Annotated in this window: 17 protein-coding genes and 3 pseudogenes; 2 read left to right on the top strand and 18 right to left on the bottom strand. The window is 45.5% G+C overall.

Annotated elements, in window-relative coordinates; genetic code table 11:
* Positions 1 to 4: 4 nt before the first annotated feature.
* Positions 5 to 982, bottom strand: a complete 978-nt coding sequence (gene serB, locus F3J38_RS13555; protein WP_167139182.1) for a phosphoserine phosphatase — start codon at positions 980 to 982, stop codon at positions 5 to 7.
* A 107-nt stretch (positions 983 to 1,089) separates the two neighbouring features.
* Here serB and F3J38_RS13560 point away from each other — a divergent pair, with 107 nt between their 5' ends.
* Complete coding sequence (locus tag F3J38_RS13560; protein ID WP_167139184.1) at positions 1,090 to 1,767, top strand: YtjB family periplasmic protein; 678 nt, start codon at positions 1,090 to 1,092, stop codon at positions 1,765 to 1,767.
* Here the strand turns inward: F3J38_RS13560 and yjjJ are convergent.
* From yjjJ to F3J38_RS28115, 3 genes and pseudogenes are all read right to left on the bottom strand, one after another.
* Complete coding sequence (yjjJ, locus tag F3J38_RS13565) at positions 1,764 to 3,086, bottom strand: type II toxin-antitoxin system HipA family toxin YjjJ (RefSeq protein WP_167139186.1); 1,323 nt, start codon at positions 3,084 to 3,086, stop codon at positions 1,764 to 1,766. The two genes, F3J38_RS13560 and yjjJ, sit on opposite strands and share 4 nt — an antisense overlap.
* Positions 3,087 to 3,262: 176 nt before the next feature.
* Positions 3,263 to 3,484: pseudogene (locus F3J38_RS13570) on the bottom strand (HAD-IA family hydrolase); the annotation flags it as partial.
* 234 nt (positions 3,485 to 3,718) lie between these two features.
* Positions 3,719 to 3,904: a hypothetical protein gene (locus tag F3J38_RS28115; protein WP_240155966.1), complete on the bottom strand. Its 186-nt coding sequence runs from the start codon at positions 3,902 to 3,904 to the stop codon at positions 3,719 to 3,721.
* Positions 3,905 to 4,066: 162 nt separating this feature from the next.
* On the opposite strand from F3J38_RS28115, the pseudogene F3J38_RS13580 reads away from it, so the two are divergent.
* A pseudogene (locus F3J38_RS13580) lies at positions 4,067 to 4,240 on the top strand (YtjB family periplasmic protein); the annotation flags it as partial.
* A gap of 161 nt (positions 4,241 to 4,401) precedes the next feature.
* Here F3J38_RS13580 and tri1 read toward each other — a convergent pair.
* From tri1 to F3J38_RS13650, 14 genes and pseudogenes are all read right to left on the bottom strand, one after another.
* Positions 4,402 to 5,502 (bottom strand): ADP-ribosylarginine hydrolase Tri1, encoded by a 1,101-nt coding sequence (gene tri1, locus F3J38_RS13585; RefSeq protein ID WP_167139190.1) that lies wholly within the window; start codon positions 5,500 to 5,502, stop codon positions 4,402 to 4,404.
* 127 nt (positions 5,503 to 5,629) lie between these two features.
* Positions 5,630 to 5,776, bottom strand: coding sequence for a hypothetical protein (locus tag F3J38_RS13590; protein ID WP_167139192.1), 147 nt, complete (start codon positions 5,774 to 5,776; stop codon positions 5,630 to 5,632).
* A 484-nt stretch (positions 5,777 to 6,260) separates the two neighbouring features.
* Complete coding sequence (locus tag F3J38_RS13595) at positions 6,261 to 6,581, bottom strand: hypothetical protein (RefSeq protein ID WP_167139194.1); 321 nt, start codon at positions 6,579 to 6,581, stop codon at positions 6,261 to 6,263.
* Between the two features lie 269 nt (positions 6,582 to 6,850).
* Positions 6,851 to 7,813: pseudogene (locus F3J38_RS13600) on the bottom strand (IS5 family transposase).
* A gap of 64 nt (positions 7,814 to 7,877) precedes the next feature.
* Positions 7,878 to 8,141, bottom strand: coding sequence for a hypothetical protein (locus F3J38_RS13605; RefSeq protein ID WP_167139196.1), 264 nt, complete (start codon positions 8,139 to 8,141; stop codon positions 7,878 to 7,880).
* A gap of 77 nt (positions 8,142 to 8,218) precedes the next feature.
* The gene (locus tag F3J38_RS13610) at positions 8,219 to 8,533 is read right to left on the bottom strand and encodes a hypothetical protein (protein WP_240155967.1); all 315 of its coding nucleotides are present in this window, start codon (positions 8,531 to 8,533) and stop codon (positions 8,219 to 8,221) included.
* Between the two features lie 261 nt (positions 8,534 to 8,794).
* Positions 8,795 to 9,091 (bottom strand): hypothetical protein, encoded by a 297-nt coding sequence (locus tag F3J38_RS13615; RefSeq protein WP_167139198.1) that lies wholly within the window; start codon positions 9,089 to 9,091, stop codon positions 8,795 to 8,797.
* Positions 9,092 to 9,640: 549 nt separating this feature from the next.
* Positions 9,641 to 10,048: a HEAT repeat domain-containing protein gene (locus F3J38_RS13620; RefSeq protein ID WP_167139199.1), complete on the bottom strand. Its 408-nt coding sequence runs from the start codon at positions 10,046 to 10,048 to the stop codon at positions 9,641 to 9,643.
* 1 nt (position 10,049) lies between these two features.
* Complete coding sequence (locus tag F3J38_RS13625; RefSeq protein ID WP_240155968.1) at positions 10,050 to 13,985, bottom strand: RHS repeat-associated core domain-containing protein; 3,936 nt, start codon at positions 13,983 to 13,985, stop codon at positions 10,050 to 10,052.
* Between the two features lie 121 nt (positions 13,986 to 14,106).
* Positions 14,107 to 14,844: an ankyrin repeat domain-containing protein gene (locus F3J38_RS13630; protein WP_369411001.1), complete on the bottom strand. Its 738-nt coding sequence runs from the start codon at positions 14,842 to 14,844 to the stop codon at positions 14,107 to 14,109.
* Between the two features lie 26 nt (positions 14,845 to 14,870).
* Positions 14,871 to 15,647, bottom strand: a complete 777-nt coding sequence (locus tag F3J38_RS13635; RefSeq protein ID WP_240155969.1) for an ankyrin repeat domain-containing protein — start codon at positions 15,645 to 15,647, stop codon at positions 14,871 to 14,873.
* Positions 15,648 to 15,660: 13 nt separating this feature from the next.
* The gene (locus F3J38_RS13640) at positions 15,661 to 16,392 is read right to left on the bottom strand and encodes an ankyrin repeat domain-containing protein (RefSeq protein WP_240155970.1); all 732 of its coding nucleotides are present in this window, start codon (positions 16,390 to 16,392) and stop codon (positions 15,661 to 15,663) included.
* 58 nt (positions 16,393 to 16,450) lie between these two features.
* Positions 16,451 to 17,158, bottom strand: coding sequence for an ankyrin repeat domain-containing protein (locus F3J38_RS13645; protein ID WP_240155972.1), 708 nt, complete (start codon positions 17,156 to 17,158; stop codon positions 16,451 to 16,453).
* Between the two features lie 64 nt (positions 17,159 to 17,222).
* Positions 17,223 to 17,969: an ankyrin repeat domain-containing protein gene (locus F3J38_RS13650; protein ID WP_240155973.1), complete on the bottom strand. Its 747-nt coding sequence runs from the start codon at positions 17,967 to 17,969 to the stop codon at positions 17,223 to 17,225.
* Between the last annotated feature and the right edge of the window lie 6 nt (positions 17,970 to 17,975).

Below are 17,975 nucleotides of genomic sequence, written 5' to 3' on the forward strand. Positions count from 1 at the left end.
TCAGTTAACGCTCTTCGTGAATCAGGCTGCCGGTCAGGATGCAGAACACCCCCATCAGATCGGCATGGCGGATGATGATCGACGCCTGCTCATTCACTTTTGGTTTAGCATGGTACGCAATCCCTAGCCCCGCCGCTTTGATCATCGGCAGATCGTTAGCACCGTCGCCAATCGCCACGGTCTGTTCTGGCGCGATTTCATAACGCTCGGCGAGATTTTTCAGGGTATCGGCTTTAAATTGCGCATCGACAATCTGCCCCACCACTTCGCCAGTCAGCTTGCCATCACGCATTTCCAGTTCATTGGCCACCGCTGCCGTCAGATGCAGCGTCTGGCGCAGATAGTCGGCATAGTAGGTAAATCCACCGGAGGCAATTGCCACCTGCCAGCCCAGCGCCTGCAGTTTTTGCACCAGCGTGGTCAGGCCCGGCATCAGCGGCAGGGTATCACGCACCTGCTTGAGGATATTGGCGTCGGCACCCGCCAGTTTCGCCACGCGTTCACGCAGGCTGGCTTTGAAATCCAGTTCGCCACGCATCGCGCGTTCGGTCACTTCAGACACCTGATCACCGCAGCCCGCCAGTTTGGCAATCTCGTCAATGCATTCGATCTCGATCGCGGTGGAATCCATATCCATCACTAACAAGCCTGGGGTTTTCAGGTGCGGGATCTTGCCGAGCGGCGCGACATCAAAACCGGCGTCATGCGCCAGCTTAGCAGCACGCGGCGTCAGCGAGCCGGCCAGACGAACCACTTGATACTCATCGACATTCCAGGCGCTGACGATCACCATCGCCGCCCCCAACTGATGCTGGTAGTCGGTCAGTTTTTGTTTATCGAGTCCACGCCCATACAGCAACCAGCCAGTTCGACCGGCACGGTAATCCAGCGGCATCACTTCATCACCGCTGAGGGAAAGGGGTAGACCCGGCCAAAGTGAAACATCGGCGGGCAGATCGCACCAGGTAAGACGATTTGGCATTACAGCTCCTGTAGGGACAACAAAACCACGCAAGAGGCTACCTTGTCTGCGCGGGTTCTGGCAACATAATTGCCAGCCTTTCTGCTGTTACGTCACACGGGTTTCTGATGGTTAAAACCGCACTGAAATTTCGCCTGCATCGCACGGTGATTGTTCTTATCTCGCTGGCCCTGTTAGTGGTGCTGATGCAAGGAGCATCCTGGTTCAGTCTCGGCCATCAAATGGCACGCTCTGAACAGGTGGAAGAACTGGCACACACGCTGACGCGTCAGGTAGCGTTTAGCCTGAAACCGCTGATGGACAACAGCGACGACAACCGTTCGCAAATCGAAGCCATCCTTAATCAGATGACCGATAACAGCCGCATTCTGGATGCCTCAGTCTATGCCGACGACGGCAGTCTGGTGGCACACAGCGGTGAAAGCATTAATGTGCGCGATCGCCTGGCGCTGGATGGTAAACGCGCTGGCAGCTATTTTAACCACCAAATCGTGCAGCCGCTGGAAGGCAAAGAGGGACCGCAAGGTTTCTTGCGCGTGACGCTGGATACCCACGTGCTGGTCACCGAATCACGTCAGGTGGACAACACCACCAACATTCTGCGTTTGATGATGCTGCTGGCGCTGGCGATTGGCATCATCCTCACCCGTACCCTGCTGCGCGACCGTCGCACCCGCTGGCAGCAATCGCCGTTCCTGCTCACCGCCAGCCGCGCGGTGAAAGAAGATAAGGAACGAGAGGAAGAAGAAACGGCAGTCACCTCAGAGGATGAAAAAAGCCGTTAAGCCATTTTGCGGATGACCTCATCTAGCGTATCCAGCTGCTGCAATGCTTGCGTGGCGATACGCTGGAAGTTGGCACTAAACATTTTGTCATCTGCAATCGCCTGCCAGTATATTTTCGCCATTCCACAAGCTGTTCGCCATACTTCACCCGGTAATGACAAATCTAACGTCAATACCAGCTCATCACGCATATGCCCCTGCGAGTTAGGTGCCAGTGCCATTGGCAGCATGTCGTAGGCAGGTGTCAGGCTGAATTTCTCCCGGTCGGTGAAGAAAGACAAATTCCCTGCATGCATATCACTATTGCCAATCAAACGACCAAATGCCCATTGCAAGGTGCCACGCTGCAGGGTGACATCATCAATGCGCTGCTGGTGGTGCAGTACACGCAGCGCAGCAGGCCAGTGTTGTTGATGGCCGACAAATTCTGCACTGATGGCCTCAAGTGAACTCATCTCTCGTCGGCCACGTTCACCGATGCGATCAAAACGCTGCACTTCGAGAAATAGCTGCTCTTCACCTGCAATGAGTTGGCTTTGCGCCGCCGTCACGCCTGCGGCCTGAAGATGCTGCAATGCCAGATGTTCCGCACGGAGCAAATCACGCCAGCGCTTTGCATTCTCACTGTGACGCGCCTCAGTGAATTTTACCAAGCAGTGACGATCGCCATTAGATGTCGCGGCATAACAGAGAAATTTAGGTTGCTCGCCACCCGCTGATGACCCTGCCTCATCGCCACTTAGCGCATGCAGTGCCCTCTGAGGATAAGTTGACGCTTTCTCTTCTTCGCTGATAGCGAGCGGTGCTTCCTGCTCTAACCAACGCTGATAGGTGCGCTCACCGATGATGAATGCACCCGGCATGTCGACGCCACCGCTTGCCAGCGCCATTAAACACTGATCGTCACTCCACAGGCGAATGTCGTCATTTAATCCCAATGGATGGGCATTCTCTCTGCCCCACTGACGACCAATAAAGCCTTGCGGGCGCAGATCCTGTAAAAACCACGGCAATCCTTCGTAAAAGTGGCCTCGCCCCTGTTCATCGTTATGCAGGCAACTGCCCTGCGGCCAGGTGGGTAACAAAGCGCCAGCGGACTGCGCCTGGCCTTGTGCAGAAATGCGATACAGTGGGAAGCGGTCTTCGCCGCGAATCGGACGGAGCAAGGCATAACGCGTTGCGCGGGCTCTGCCCCATTTCACTATTTGGGGCTGCTGTCGTAACTGCCGCGACAACGTCGCCTGACTGGTGCCAGAGCGTTGCAGTAAATCGGCTGCACTTAGCGGTCCCGCCAGCAGCAAACTTTGCAAATCGGCCATTGTCGTTCACCCTATCAGCGTCTGATGAATAGATTCGTGAATAGATTTATGCATAGATTTTATCATAAAAAAAGCCCGCACAGCGGGCTTCTTAGAATCATCACAACCTTTATCGTGAATAGATACTTTTAACGTTGTGTCAGCAACGCTTGCAGCTCAGTCAGCGTCTTCAGCTGCTAGGTCGGTTTGATATGTTCTGGCAAAGGACGCGTGCCGTGATCGATCCAGCAGGTTTTCACCCCCGCATTTATGCCGCCCAGAATGTCAGATTCAGGCGTATCACCGACCATCAACACCCGGCTGCGATCCGGGTTACCAAGCAATGCCAGCGTGTGGTCGAAAATCGCCACATCCGGCTTCGGTACGCCAATCTGCTCAGAAATCAGCAGCTCATCATAATAGAAATAATGTTCTGTCCAGTCGTAGTTCTTAACTAGATCGCATAAGGTTAAAAATTCAAATAACTTCACCATCAAACAATCCTATTAAATAGGATTCATAACGAACTGGTTGGATTTCATTATAGGTGAAAACAGCAAAAATATTGTGCAATTCATTTGAGCACGAATTTCTTGATAGCCTTATTGGACTTTTCTTATATTGAAACTCTTGAATTTCACCCTCAACGCATTTCACACCATGAATTTTGGTTGCCAATTTATTTTATCTTCTTCAATATTATTAAAGTCTAACGAATTATATAATCCAAAATGAACGACACCATCACAGAAAGGACATTGAGTTTCAAAACCATTACTCAAAAATTCATCCTCTAAACCATCATGAATTAATATACTTACTATTTGATAATTAACCATTATAATATACTTCCCGAAAAATATCGCACGATTTAATGGCTTAACGATCCCATAGCTTCTGTAATGTTTATTGAATTTAGGCCATTAATAACCTACCTTCAAAAGAAGATACTGCAGGGGAGATAAAGGTCCTACAGTCATGGAAGCCTGTCTATTTAGTCCAAAACCATGATGCTGCTGGCGCTGGTGATTGGCATCATCCTGACCCGCACCCTGCTTCGCGACCGCCGCACCCGCTGGCAACAATCGCCGTTCCTGCTAACGGCGAGCCGGGCGGTGAAAGAAGATAAAGAGGAAGAAGAGGCGGCGACGGTGGATAACGAGCAGAAACCTTAAGCCATTTTGGTTCACGTCTTATCTCGTTCGTCACACTAAGGTAAGTCCTACACGACGAGGTGTCGGAAGTTTTGGTAACTGCTCATCAGTGGTTATTAGCTGCCAGGAATGTTTCGCCAACGTGCTGGCAGCGCGCAATTTGGGAGTAATCTCCGAAATTGTTACTGGGCATAACCACATGGGGAAAACTTAAACAATAACTTGCCCATTTCGACTATGCGCTCGCCTTCTGCTAATTTCTCTTTCCATTCAACAGGAATTCCTGAATAGCCATATAATGCACCCGCTATCTGACCGGTGGTTGCAGCGACACTATCAGCATCATCACCTAAATTTGCTGCCAGCAAAATCGCATCCCGAAAATTATCAGTATGCCAAACGGCCCATAAAGCGGCTTCAAGTGTGTCAATGACATAACCGCTGGAGCGAATCTCATCACGAGTTTTGTTTTTATATTCTCCGGCATTGATTAAAGCAGTTCGTGCATTGAGAGGAATGATATGAGCTGATAATGCCTGATATTTATCAGCACCATTGAGTAAGTGATACAAAATCAATCCTAAGAGGCGACTGCAATCCAGGGATTCCACAGCACCATGTGTTGCTTTACTTTGTTGTTCTGCATCGAATAGCGTGTTTAATAACGAATACCGATTGAATATGGCGCACGGAGATAAACGAATAATTGCCGCATTGCCAGCTGAATTAACCCCTGTATTACCAAACCACTCAGATCCGAACTTCAGATATTCATCAAGAGCATATCTAGTGGCATTACCAATATCGAAACACCGTCCATTTACGCTATTAACCCCGAAGTGATACCAGTTAACCATTCGGTTGCGAAAGTCCGTTAAGTCTAAAGATTTTTTAGACAGGTATGTTTCAGCAAGGCACAAAGCCATAGTGGTGTCGTCAGTCCACTCACCCGGTTTGAGATTGAAGGGGCCGCCACCCACCATATCATCAATCGTTCGTTCATCTCGGGCTGAAAATTCCAGTGTCGTCCCAACAGCATCAGCAATAGCTAGCCCTGCTAATGCTCCGATCGCTCGATCACGTAGTATTTCGTCATTATTATGATAGGTAAAAGACTGCAGCCACTGTGGCAAAACTACGTTTGTATTCAACCAAGATGTGTAATTAATTTTATGATCAACAAGGCTTATCTCTTTCGGTGAATGACCCTCAGGATAGTTTGCTGAGTAGTACTCAGAAACATACTGAGCAAGAACGGAAAGGTTGTTACGTAAGTCGATCATAAACACTCCATTTTTATCAGCATCGACAATTGAAAAATTTATCTAAAACGATACTAACACCACATGAATCGTAGAAACAATCAACTCCAGATACCTGGAGAATACCACATGGCAAATGAAATGATAATCAATTAGTTAAAGAAAAATACCATTTTTCTTTGTATTCATCTTGTTGAATAGGATCTACAGCCAAATTATCACTCTCAAAATCAAATATATTTACAAGGCTATCTTTTCTGGCTTGTTCCCCTAACGTAGTTTCATAGGCACTCATCCCTCTACTCATCTGCCGACTCATTCTCGAGGGAACAAGATTGATCTTTTCACCCTTGCAACAATAGATTATTGATTTATCCATCACCTTCAATACATACACAGACTTTTCTGGGCAGGATTATTCTAAAGAAAAATTCGCACCATAAAATAATGCAACACACCCCTCTGAAACAACACCTTCAAAAAGATATTTTATTTTGACAACATTCATAACATCTCCTCAATAGTTTGATAAAACTTTAACTGACAAAACTGCCATCCCGATTGACTGGGGGAACTCCAAGAATATCACTGCTAGAGACCGGACTAGGAACTACAATTTTATCTTCTTTAAGGAACCTATTTTTTTAAGGACTGAATTCACATCAATACCTGTCGATTTTCCAAAAATCCTGCTCAGTTTCAGCTTTACTGGAGCCGATTTAATCGAAAAATCGTAGTTGATGTCAAAAGTCTTCAAAACTTTAATTTAATCTTAATAATTATGCCAGCCAGATCCCGTAGAAAATGAGCACACTGCCAAAGGAAATCACACATTTTGCCAAGATAAAAAGAGGAGAAGATAGTGTATTTGAAATAGAAACCAACTTATCATAGTGTTGTTGATTATATTTTTCATGGAACCTCATTATGCTTTTGAAAATCGCACACAGCATAACCACCATAAATTTAATCCCAAGTACGGACAGCAGCGATAAACCCAACGCGGTAGTGAAGTGTTTTGCTGATTCTATTATTCCAATCTTCCATGCTATTATAAAATCATGCATAACTCGACCAAGCAGGGCAGTAAATATCAACACACATATAATCTTTACAATAAAAAGAAATCAATCTTTCTTGTTAAAAAAATCCTTTCCATTCCATAAATATATCAACGCCATTGTAAAAAATATAACAAAACCGATGTAATTCACTACAAACACTCTCCATATAAAAACCAACCGTCAACTTAATAATTGGTACGGCCAGTGGCAATACAGCCATCACCACTATCAACGTCTCAGATCGATATGGGCTTTGTTGAAAAAATCAGATTTGGGGCAGGCATCTTCGTAGTCGGTTGCAGTTGTCAGATAATACCTACGCTTTTTGGCATACCTCCCCACGTCATTTTGTTCAGCGTACGCACCATGGCCATAGCCTCTGCAACCTGCGCATCGTAATCACGCTGCGTCAGCGAACCACCGAACAACTACTTTACCCTGTACATGCCGTTTCCGCTATTGACCGACGGTTGTAATCCTTTGTCCATTTCCACTGGGCATTGCTCCCGCTCAGCCGTTGATGAGCAACAGCACGACTGCGGGCTGCATACTCACCTGGCTAGTAGCCCGCTCCCTTTCGGGTAGGGATGAGTGTGCTGATTTTCTTACGACGCAGTTCGTCATGACATCGTCTCGTATCGTAAGCGCCGCCCGCCGCCACTGACCTGATTTTTCGATGGTTCTGCCGGATAAGCGCCGGGAAAGCTTCAGCTTCCGTGACGTTGTTCAGTGACAGGTCCGCGCAGATGACTTCATATGTACTCGCATCAACAGCCAGATGCAGTTTACGCCAGATACGACGGCGTTCTTTGTACTTTACACTCACCTTCGCCAAAGACCTTCAGCTCTGTGGAATCAATCACCAGATGGGCTATTTCACCCCGGGTGGGCGCTTTAAAACTGAAATTAACCGACTTTGCCCGTTTGCTGACGCTGCTGTAGTCCGGGCAGCGCAGTGGGACACCCATCAGGCAAAAAATGGAATCAATAAAGCCCTGAGTGGCTCGCATGGTCAGCCTAAATACGCGTTTAATCACCAGAATGGTGGTGGTGGTGATGGCAAGGTCTGAATAGCGCTGAGGCCGTCCGCGTGATGCGGGCGTTGCTGACTCATACCAGGCTTGAATCGCCTCATCATCCAGCCAGAAAGTGATGGAACCACGATCAATCAGGGCCTTGTTGTAGTTGCACCAGTTGATGATTTTGAACTTCTGCTTTGCTACGAAACTGCCTGCATTATCAGGATGATGCGTGATCTGATCCTTCAACTCAGCAAAAGTTTGATTTATTCAACAAAGCTGGAAGGATCGTTAAGATCGCTTCCGGTTATTATTATGGAGCCTTGTTTTTAACCACTATTGCATTATCTACGACATCATCTAGCAGCATCTCTTCTTTTTGAGAGAAATTTGCATATTGAGACATAGCTCTGCATGTTGATAGTGCTTCAATTGTTTCACTAGAAACTTTATCACCGTACTTCATTATTTCATCATAACGAATAGTAAAAAAAATCGCTGACTTAACTTTACCACTCGCATTAAGCTCGGATATTATTTTTTCGAGTGATTTTATTAAATTATTTAAATCCTTCACCAAAGAACCCTCATAGTTTTAACAACCCATGTTCGGGGAAGATTAGATACCACAGCTTGATATCCTAAACCAGGATATCAAGCTCCCTGAGCAGCTGCAGGACCTTCACTTACCCATGTACCCTTCGGAACCTTAAATTCTGACACATGTGTTATGTTCACTCCCCAGTCATGACGGATTGCTAGTTTCTCTCGTAATAATTGTTCGGAGTTGTATTTTTCATTTGTTAACCAATAAATCTTTCTTCCTGTTCTGTTATCTAGCCCATGGTATTTAAAGAAAGTTTCATCTCTGGAAAGCTGTCTGTTTTTATAAATTCCTTTATCAAAAGTTTCAGCAATTCGCCCAGGAATGTTTGGTCCCGGTTTTTCACTAGGATTACACTTACTCAAGCCCAGCGGGTCGATCCAGTTCAGCGGATTCGGTGCGTACTGGTATAAGTTTAACCCACCGTTTAGCCCTATCGGATCTTATTGCATTATACGACTAAGTTTTAGATCGTAGTGGAATCTTCTCTGGTAGTTAACTAAATTTTTATTCATTTGGTTATAAAATAGCTCATTATTTTTTACAATTATAAAAAATCAATCAAAAAAATATCGCCAACATAGCATGTAAAGTAATAACACCCGCAATTAATTACCTGACAATTGTCACACTAACCTAATAGCTTCAAACACTTTCAATTTGAGCACTTCGATATTGCTTGCTGAATCACTGAACATTGGCGTTTCCCAATCATAATTTTTAATTAGGGAAACAAAAAAACTCCCCTGAATGTTAAATGATGGTCTCCATCCAATATCTAAAATAAATCCAGATGGAAACTCAACTTGGAGCATATCTTCTTTTAAATCTTCTAAGAAATTCTCCAATGGTTGTTTTTCATCAATATGAAAATCATCAAATGTCACAATTCCACCCTTGGTGGTAAAATCCATATTAATCATTTTATAAGCCTCATAAATTCATTTTGAGGTACATGGCATCCATGAATCGTCCCTCAATTTCCTTTACCATCACTTGCTATAATAATTCACCCATATATTTAACTTTCCAAGATTTCCATTACTTACCGGCTCACCATTTTAATGAACCATTCATTCAAAATGACTCTATATCAGTCCCAAGCTCATATTTGGCTGGGTCTGACCTTGTCGATTTAATAACGTCTTTCCAAGTTAAAATTTTAGGTGAAACATGCTTATAGCCATTAGGAATCCAGTTAGGTACATTTTCATGAGAGCATTGCTCTGCAACCCCAGCGAGCGTTCAGCGGATAATGCGCATAGGCTTAAATATGTGCTCGCTAAAACATCCCTATTAGATATTAAGATGTTTATAAGATCGATTTTTTCATTATAAAATCCTTTAACGTTAGTAGATTAAAAATAATAAATTTGTAATTAATGAATCAACACTTTATGTGATTCATGGAGGAATCGCATTGAATATCGCTTAATTGTTTGCATAAAAATTAAAATCACTCAAAGGTTAAATCATTTTGTTTTTATTTTTGAAAAATTCTCATTAGCAAGATTTTTAATGTCTTCTTCTGGATCATTAGACAGCATTTCCAATATGGAGCTTGGTGCTTTCTTATTCTTAGCTATGCATAAACGAACAGAATAGTCTTCATCACTAGCTAATCGCTTGAATATTTCCAAACTTAATTTTTTTTTCATCGCGACTGAATATCGAACATCAGGATCAACATCATTGGCTAAAACATTTAAGATCTCTAATGGGACAGTCTTATTGTGTGCCACCCAACTCTTCATGTTAGGATAATTTCTAATCACATCTAGCCAAATTTCTTCAGTTGCTTCTTCTTCAGCAGCTCTTCTGTAATCAAAAGGATCATCACTTTCTCTTAGCAATACAAATTCTTTAGCTGACCTTATCATATTAAAAATCCACTCCTTTTAATTCTTTCCAAGAAATATACTTTCCAGTATCGCCTTTATGCTTGCCAAGTATAAAATCACCATGCTTATCAGCATCCCGGAACCACTCGAGTCCTGTTTTGGTTTCTTTAAATACTTTCCATTCAGAACCACCATGTCCAGCAGTATCTTTCGACCACCATAGGCCATCTGATTTGCTTCGATATATTTTTCCAAACTTTCCATGTTGAACTACCTTATCAGTATTTCCTTTCGTGATTTTCCATTCATTTCTGTCCAAAGGATCGCATTTTTGCAACCCCAGCGGGTCGATCCAGTTCAGCGGGTTCGGTGCGTACTGGTATAAGTTTAACCCGCCGTTCAGCCCTATCGGATCTTGGCTTACAAATCGGCCCACATCCGGATCATAGTATCTGAACCGGTTATAGTGCAAACCCGTTTCCGCATCGTAGTACTGACCCTGATAGCGCAACGGCTGATATACCGGTTCACTGTGGCGTATCTCGTCCTGTTTAACACGAACCGTATTGCCCCATACACGATACTCTGCTCGCCAGGCGACATTGCCATCGGTGCCCGTCAGCTCTCGTGGCATCCCAGAAACATCGTTGTGATACCAGTAGACCTGCGCTTCGTGTTCGGTCTCGCCATCCTGCAGACTCACCTGCGCCATCGGCACGAAGCTTTCGTCTTCATATATCCACAGGTGCTGGCGGGAACCACGGACTTCGCTCAGCAGACGGTTGCCGTCCCAGATGAAGCTCGTGATGCCAAATGCATCGCGCTTCCAGCTACGGCGACCAAACGCATCGTAGCCATAGGTGGTACGCTGTTCAGTGCCGTTCCGCGAGCTGATTGCTTCTGCCAACTGGTGCTCTGGATTCCAGTCAAACTGCTGCACCGTATGCCGGCCACTGCGTTTCTCTGTGACATTACCAAAACTATCGTAATCCCAGCGCTTATCCTCGAACACCCGCAGGCGGTTATCCTGCAGTGGCTGCGCCTGCATATTGCTCAGCAGATTGTGCGCGGGGTCAAAAGAAAACCGCTCATCACCAGCCTGCGTCAGACGTCCCACAGCATCATATTCATAACGGTGGTCGCCGGTGTATTTGTCTACCATCTGCATCAACTGGCCGTCACGCCGCCATACATAATCTCGCGCTACTGCCGTCTTTCCACCGCGTCCCGCCCGCTGGGTCACCAGTCGGCCCATCTCGTCGTGTACGTAATCACTGGTTAATGTGCCTTGCGTACGACGAACTTCGCGGTGTAACGCATCCCGCTCACTTTCACTGATAACGCGGCTACCGAGATTGACCTGAATTCGATGGCCGCTGCCATAGTAAAAGTGCTTCAGCTCGCGACCATCCGGCAATGCGGTAAGCGTGCGGTTACCCAGCTCATCATACTGATGACGCAGTTCATGGCTGGCTCCGCGAATCAGGTTGCGTTCCGTTAACAGTTGTCCGGCACCATCCCACTCCAGCTCCACGCGGCCACCGTGGTTGACTCCTGATGTAAGGCGGCCAAGAGCGTCGTAGCGATATCGTGTCCGCTGCCAGTCAGCCTCGCCTCCACGCGCTACCAGCTTCTCCAGCAGGCGGCCAGCATCATCGCGACGGTAGCGAGTACGAATAACCGGCCCACTACCATCACCGTCCTCTATGCGGGCCTGCGGATAACCACCTTCATCAAACTCATAGCGTGTCGTGCAGCCGTCAAAACCTTGCTCCTCGATCAGATTATCGCGGGCATCGTAACTGAAGCGGTAGCTCGCTCCATTTTCATTAATAAGTGAAGTCAGGCGACGTACACGGTCATATTCATAATTAACCTGATGCCCCAGCGCGTCAGTGCGCGTGAGCGGTAAACCGTCTCCCGCCAGCGTCCAGCGTGTAGATTGCCCTTGAGCATCATGCCAGGCTGTTAATCGCTGCCAGCGATCGAACTCAAAGCGCTCACTCCCACCGTCAGCATGAACTATGCTCTGTGGTAAGCCATCAAGACGGTTATAGAAGGTGGTGCAGTGACCAGCAGCGTCGATCTGCTGCTTCAGCCAGCCATACTTATCGTAATCGAAGGTTGTTGTGTGACCCGAGCAGTCAGTATGGCTAATGAGAAAATCAGCACTGTTCCAGCTCAGTTTCTGCACGCCGGCGGCTGCATCGCGTATACGCACGAGGTTGCCACGGTCGTCGTGGTTGTATTCAGTGATGCGGCCAATCTCATCCATAAAGCGAATCAGGCTACCCGCAACGTCATAATGGTATTCTCGCGTACCGCCTAGCATATCGGTGACGCGTACCGGGAGATTCCAGCGCTCATGGTAATCAAAGCGGGTCGTCTGTCCGTCTGCCTCCGTCACTGCTGTGCAGTTGCCGCGCTCATCATAACGATAACGTGTTACTCGTCCGGCTTGGTCGGTGAGTTGCGTCATCTGCCCACGCACGTTGCGCTTGATGCGAATATAACCACCCATGGGATCGCGATAGCCGATGAGTTCCTGATGGTCATCAAAGTTATACTGCGTAATCCGCCCCAGTGCATCGGTGACCGTAGTGGAGCCTTTAGCATATTCAAAGTGCCACTCACCACCGAGACTATCGCGATGCGCCAGCACTTTTCCATCAGGCGCATGTTTGTCGTAGTGATAAAAACACTCCATCTCCCCCGCACGACGATGTGCCACCATCACATGATTGCGATAACGGAATTCACGCAGTATTTGATCATGCTGGTTGCGTACGGCAATCAGATCACCCTGTGCTGAGTAGTCATAGCTACAGAGTTTCTCTGCGTTGAGGGGATCGGATGGATGGCACACGCTGACGCCAGTGATACGCTCGACTACGGTGTCGTCGGCAAGTTTGATCTGGCTAAAGCGGATATTGAAACGTCGACCTGCGCTATCAGTAATGAGAGTCGGCAGATGCTCAGTGCTGTACTGCAATGAAAGACGATTACCATAACGATCGCTTATCGCCGAGAGCAGCCAGCGCCCCGATTCTGCCTGATGACCAAAGTGCCAGTGCATACTTTCGTCTGCTGTAGATACGCAGAATTCGCCGGGTTGTGGCTGGGAGAGCGACAGTTGCTCATAGCGATGCAGTTGGGCTGCGCGGCCCGCTTGCGGATAGGGAAAATCAATTTCACGGCCCTGCTCATCTATCAGCACCAGTAACTGATCGTTTTTACGGACTTCCTGAGAGAAAGGCAGTGACCAGCCCTGCCCCAACCAGCCGTTACCGATCTCATCGGAAAAGTAGTAACGCTGCCAGTTAAGCGGCACCGATGCGGGAAACGAGAAATCATTGTCTTCCGCATCAAATAGCAGTTTGATACCCAGCATTGGGTTAACTGGGCTACCAATCGCCATATCAACCTGCGGTAAAGGTCTCTGTGGGATTTTACAGGGCTCTGTATTTTTTTGGCCTTTCCCTTTATCACTTCCTCCTTTCTCGCTGCCAGCTTTTTTGGCTTTGATAACGTCGCCAGCTTCTTTTTTTGCTGCTTTAGTTTCAGCTTTAGCTGCAGTCGTTTCTGCTTTTACAGCCGTTTTCTCGGCCAGTTCAGCACCTTCTTTGGCAATACTTTTGCCCACTTTTGCCGCTTCCACGGCTTTCCCAGCTTTAGCCGCCAGCTTACCTGCTTTGAAAGCGGCGCCACCGCCGGGTACAAAGTTAGCGGCCGCCGAAGCGGCCGACATCGCAGCATTACCATAATCGCCTTCAGCGGTATAAATCGCGGCATTAGCGCCATCCGCAACGGCGCCAATAATGGGTACCGCACCAAGCACATCAAGACCGGTATGTACCCAGTCACTGTATTGACTCCACCAGCTTTTCTTTTTAGGCGGGTTGGCACTGCCCGCCGTTACTTGGCCTTGCGGTGCAGGCGCATATTGTAATTTACCAATTGTATTTCCGGTTGCCATTAGAGCTCCATGCGGGAAATTCATTTAATTAGGAGAGGGAGATAAAACGAAGATTTAAATAAAAACAAAACCATCTATTTAAATGGTGAGATTAAAATACCAACATTAAAGTTTTTATTAATTAAATTACGCCACCTTTAACTATAGATAGCTGACGAATTTTCATTAGCTTACTTTGCGTTCTTTCTGCACCACCCTTATTACGTTCAATCACATCATTCAACTGACGCATAAAAGACCAACCAGTATTGGTCTCAATAGCATTGGGATTAGCACCGTGGTTTAACAGCCATTCCACAGTATCTAATTGCATTCCATCCAATGCCTGCATAATCGTTGGTTTGCCCAAAGAGTCAGTCGCATTCACGTCTGCGCCACGATTTACCATCAACTTCATCGTGTTTAGAGTATTATCCGAGGCTGCATCATGAAGCAGTGGTTGCCCCAGAATTTTCACATTGATATTCATGCCTCCATCAATGAGAGCTTGCATGAATTCAGAATGCGGTGATGTCGCAACGATCTCGGCAACACTTCCCATATCGGGAATATCTTGAAATGGATCAGCACCCTCTTTGACTAATTGAGAGATGATATTCAATTGATTAAGCTTTCTATTAAAACCAGATTGAATAGCAAAAAAAAGCAGCGTCATATCTTGTTTCCCCGGCTCATTAAGCCGGGTATGTGGAGCAAGCCGGATCACACAATTTAGATTGCCAGATACAATAGCTTGAGCAAGGATGAGTTGTTCGCCTGAAAAATAATATTCTGGAGGATGATTTTTCATAGCTGGGCTTAATGATGAGAAGAGAATACATAACGATGAGACCAGTAAGTTAGGCAGATTTTTCCTCATTCACATTCTCTCCTCGAAAAATACCATTAATAATCTGCGGGTGGCCACTTCATACCTTTACTGATAGCCAATTTTCTGACCAGCTCTAATTTTTCCGAATTTTTCACATTGGACTGCCGAGCAATAATCTTACTCAACATATTATTGAAACCCCATCCATTGTCAGTGGTTACCCGAGGGTCTGCACCATGCTGTAGTAACCAGATTACGTTATCCAACTGAAATCCTGAAAGTGACTCAATTAATACAGTTTGACCCAAAGAGTCTTTTTTGTTTACATCTGCACCTTTGCTAACCAGATAAGCCATCACTCTCTGGCTGTGTTCCGATGCTGTTGAGAATATAATGGGCGTATCGTCCACTTCAGCATTCGGGCTCATGCCACCTTTTATTAGCGCCGCCATAAATACAGGGTCATCTGATTTGCCAGAAGCTTCAGCTGCACTCCCCAAATCAGGAACTTGCTGCAATGGATTTGCACCCGCTCGAACCAGACCAGTGACAATATCGAGACTTTTCGCATTTTTACCAAAAGCATATTGCATTGCAAAAAATAGTAATGTCATATCCTTAGCACCAGGGCGGTTTAAATCAGTATGACCACTGAGTATTTCAACTTCGTGCTCATCACCCTTTGCAATAGCTTGGGCCAGAGTCAGTTGGGTACCAGTGAAGAACACTTCCGCTGAATTATTTTTAGCCATACTGACTTCAGAAATAAAAAGCATCAACGTCATTAGACCTATAAGTTTCAGAACATGTGGGTATAAGTCTAACCCTAAAAGAAGCTTAGCTTTTTTCATAAAGTATTAAATCTCACATCCCTTTCGAGATGGCCAATTTTTTAATCTCATGCAATTTCCTTGAAGTTGCATCGTTACCTTTCCCTTCTTTTTTAAGCATATCATCAAGTAAGTCTTTAAAACTCCAACCTGCTTTTGTCACAACGTTAGGATTCGCACCGTGTTGCAATAAATACTCAACCTGGTTCAAATCCATTCTTGTCAAACCAAAGATGAGTGCAGTTTTACCCGCGGTATCAGGTTTGTTTACGTCTGCACCAATTCCCACAAGATACTCTAGTACCGGCATTGAGTTTACTGACGTAGCATTCATTATTAGCGGGCGTGCGCTACTAACAGCGTTTTTATCAAGTCCACCCGCAATGAGCGCTTTTAGATAGCGAGGGTCATTTGAACGAGCCATTGCATCAGCAGCACTGCCATATTCGGGAATGTTAGATAAAGGATCGGCCCCAGCTTTTACCAGTTGAGTAATTATTCCAAGGCTAACATCGCTATTCCCATCAGACGCCACCAATAGAGAATACATTAGAAGAGTCATCCCTTTACGGCCAGGAGAGTTCAAATCAGTGACACGGGCCCAAATCTTTACTTCTTCCAGTCTGCCATTTTTTATTTCATTAGCCAGTTTTAGCTGATTGCCATTAAAGTAACCCTCTGGCATCCAGTTACTTTCACCAAAGCTCATACCTGAGAAAGACAATGAAAACATCAGAATAGAAAAAATCATACGAGTCAGACGCATACAAAACCTCCTTGTCACCACCTATTTTAGATACCCTCAAGAACCGTAAAGATTTAAATTATTCCTTCCCACCTTTTTGTTTCGCTAACTGAAGAATTTCCATCAATTTTTTATGTGTAACGCCCACATCACCTTTGTTACGCGCAATAACATCATCAAGTTGTCTCATGAAAGACCAACCAGTATTGGTCTCAATGGCATTGGGGTTAGCGCCGTGGTTTAACAACCATTCAACAGTATCTAATTGCATTCCATCTAGTGCATGCATCAAAACAGGCCTTCCCAGCCCATCACCTTGATTAATATTCCCGCCTCTCTCTACCATTAGTGCGAGCGTGGATAAGGTCTTATCGGTTGCAGCTCGATAGAATACAGGACGGCCCATAATTTTCGCATTAGCACTCATTCCGCCATCTAACAAAGCTTTCATATAAGCTGGATAGGGTGAAGTAGCTAATACTTCGGCAACACTTCCCATATCGGGGACATCCTGGAGCGGGTCAGCACCGTCCTTAACGAGTTGAGAGATGATGTTTAACTGATGATTCTTTCTCCCTACCCCAGATTGAATAGCATAAAAAAGCAGCGTCATATCTTCCTTTCCTGGCTCATTCAGATGGGTGTGTGCTGCAAGCTGGGTAACATTATATAAGTCACCCGATGAAATTGCCTGAGCGAGAATGAGTCTTTCACCTGAAAAATAGTATTCTGCTGACTTATTTTTCATTGCAGGGCACCCAATTGAAATAACTAAAAAAATAGACATCAAAAGACACCAAAAAAACGGCAAGCTATCACTTTGACTTCCACTCATTTTATGAAAATAAAAATCAAAATCTTTTCATCCCCTTACTTTCAGCAAGATTTTTAATTTCATTTAACTTCCTTTCAGTTACATCATCACTTCCTTTTGTCAGTTTCTTCTGTAGCATCTCTCTAAACCCCCACCCAGCTTTATTTTTAATATTTGGATTAGCGCCGTGAGACAATAGATATTCCACTTCATCCAAATCGTAACTACCCAGTCCGACCATAAGTGCAGTTTTACCAGCAGAATCGGGGTTATCAACATCAGCACCAATCTCAACTAGATATTCCAACACTTTCCTTGAGTGTTCTGATGTGGCATTTATGATCAATGGGCGATAATTACTTATTGCATTTTTGTCTAACCCGCCATCAATAAGTGCTTTTAAATAACGCGGATCATCGGAGGTTGCCATCACTTCAGCCGCACTACCATAGTCAGGTATATTATATAGCGGATCAGCACCCGCTTTAACTAACGCTGAAACAATCTCAAAGCTTCCCTTAGTCTTATTATCACTAGCTGAAAGAAGAGAATACATCAACAATGTCATATTCTGATTGCCAGGTTTGTTAAGATCAACCTGAGGTATAAAGCTAAGCACTTCATCTTTTTTTCCAGCTTTAATCTCTTGTGCAAGTTGCAACTGGCTGCCACTGAAGTAATTTTCTGGAGAAGAGGTATTCATGCTTGCACACCCAACATTAATTATTGAAAAAAAAGCAATTAGTGGAATTATTTTCAAAACCTTTCTAACAAGTTTTATCATATCATC

It is taken from the genome of Candidatus Pantoea formicae, assembly GCF_011752625.1.
Taxonomy (GTDB): domain Bacteria; phylum Pseudomonadota; class Gammaproteobacteria; order Enterobacterales; family Enterobacteriaceae; genus Pantoea; species Pantoea formicae.

Excerpts from the sequence above, each read along its gene's own strand:
- F3J38_RS13640 (WP_240155970.1), bottom strand. The coding sequence starts at position 16,392 with ATGCGTCTGACTCGTATGATTTTTTCTATTCTGATGTTTTCATTGTCT.
- F3J38_RS13620 (WP_167139199.1), bottom strand. The coding sequence starts at position 10,048 with ATGATAAGGTCAGCTAAAGAATTTGTATTGCTAAGAGAAAGTGATGAT.
- F3J38_RS13635 (WP_240155969.1), bottom strand. The coding sequence starts at position 15,647 with ATGAAAAAAGCTAAGCTTCTTTTAGGGTTAGACTTATACCCACATGTT.
- F3J38_RS28115 (WP_240155966.1), bottom strand. The coding sequence starts at position 3,904 with ATGGTTAATTATCAAATAGTAAGTATATTAATTCATGATGGTTTAGAG.
- yjjJ (WP_167139186.1), bottom strand. The coding sequence starts at position 3,086 with ATGGCCGATTTGCAAAGTTTGCTGCTGGCGGGACCGCTAAGTGCAGCC.
- F3J38_RS13625 (WP_240155968.1), bottom strand. The coding sequence starts at position 13,985 with ATGGCAACCGGAAATACAATTGGTAAATTACAATATGCGCCTGCACCG.
- F3J38_RS13650 (WP_240155973.1), bottom strand. The coding sequence starts at position 17,969 with ATGATAAAACTTGTTAGAAAGGTTTTGAAAATAATTCCACTAATTGCT.
- F3J38_RS13590 (WP_167139192.1), bottom strand. The coding sequence starts at position 5,776 with ATGAGTGCCTATGAAACTACGTTAGGGGAACAAGCCAGAAAAGATAGC.
- F3J38_RS13560 (WP_167139184.1), top strand. The coding sequence starts at position 1,090 with ATGGTTAAAACCGCACTGAAATTTCGCCTGCATCGCACGGTGATTGTT.
- tri1 (WP_167139190.1), bottom strand. The coding sequence starts at position 5,502 with ATGATCGACTTACGTAACAACCTTTCCGTTCTTGCTCAGTATGTTTCT.
- F3J38_RS13615 (WP_167139198.1), bottom strand. The coding sequence starts at position 9,091 with ATGATTAATATGGATTTTACCACCAAGGGTGGAATTGTGACATTTGAT.
- serB (WP_167139182.1), bottom strand. The coding sequence starts at position 982 with ATGCCAAATCGTCTTACCTGGTGCGATCTGCCCGCCGATGTTTCACTT.
- F3J38_RS13645 (WP_240155972.1), bottom strand. The coding sequence starts at position 17,158 with ATGTCTATTTTTTTAGTTATTTCAATTGGGTGCCCTGCAATGAAAAAT.
- F3J38_RS13630 (WP_369411001.1), bottom strand. The coding sequence starts at position 14,844 with ATGAGGAAAAATCTGCCTAACTTACTGGTCTCATCGTTATGTATTCTC.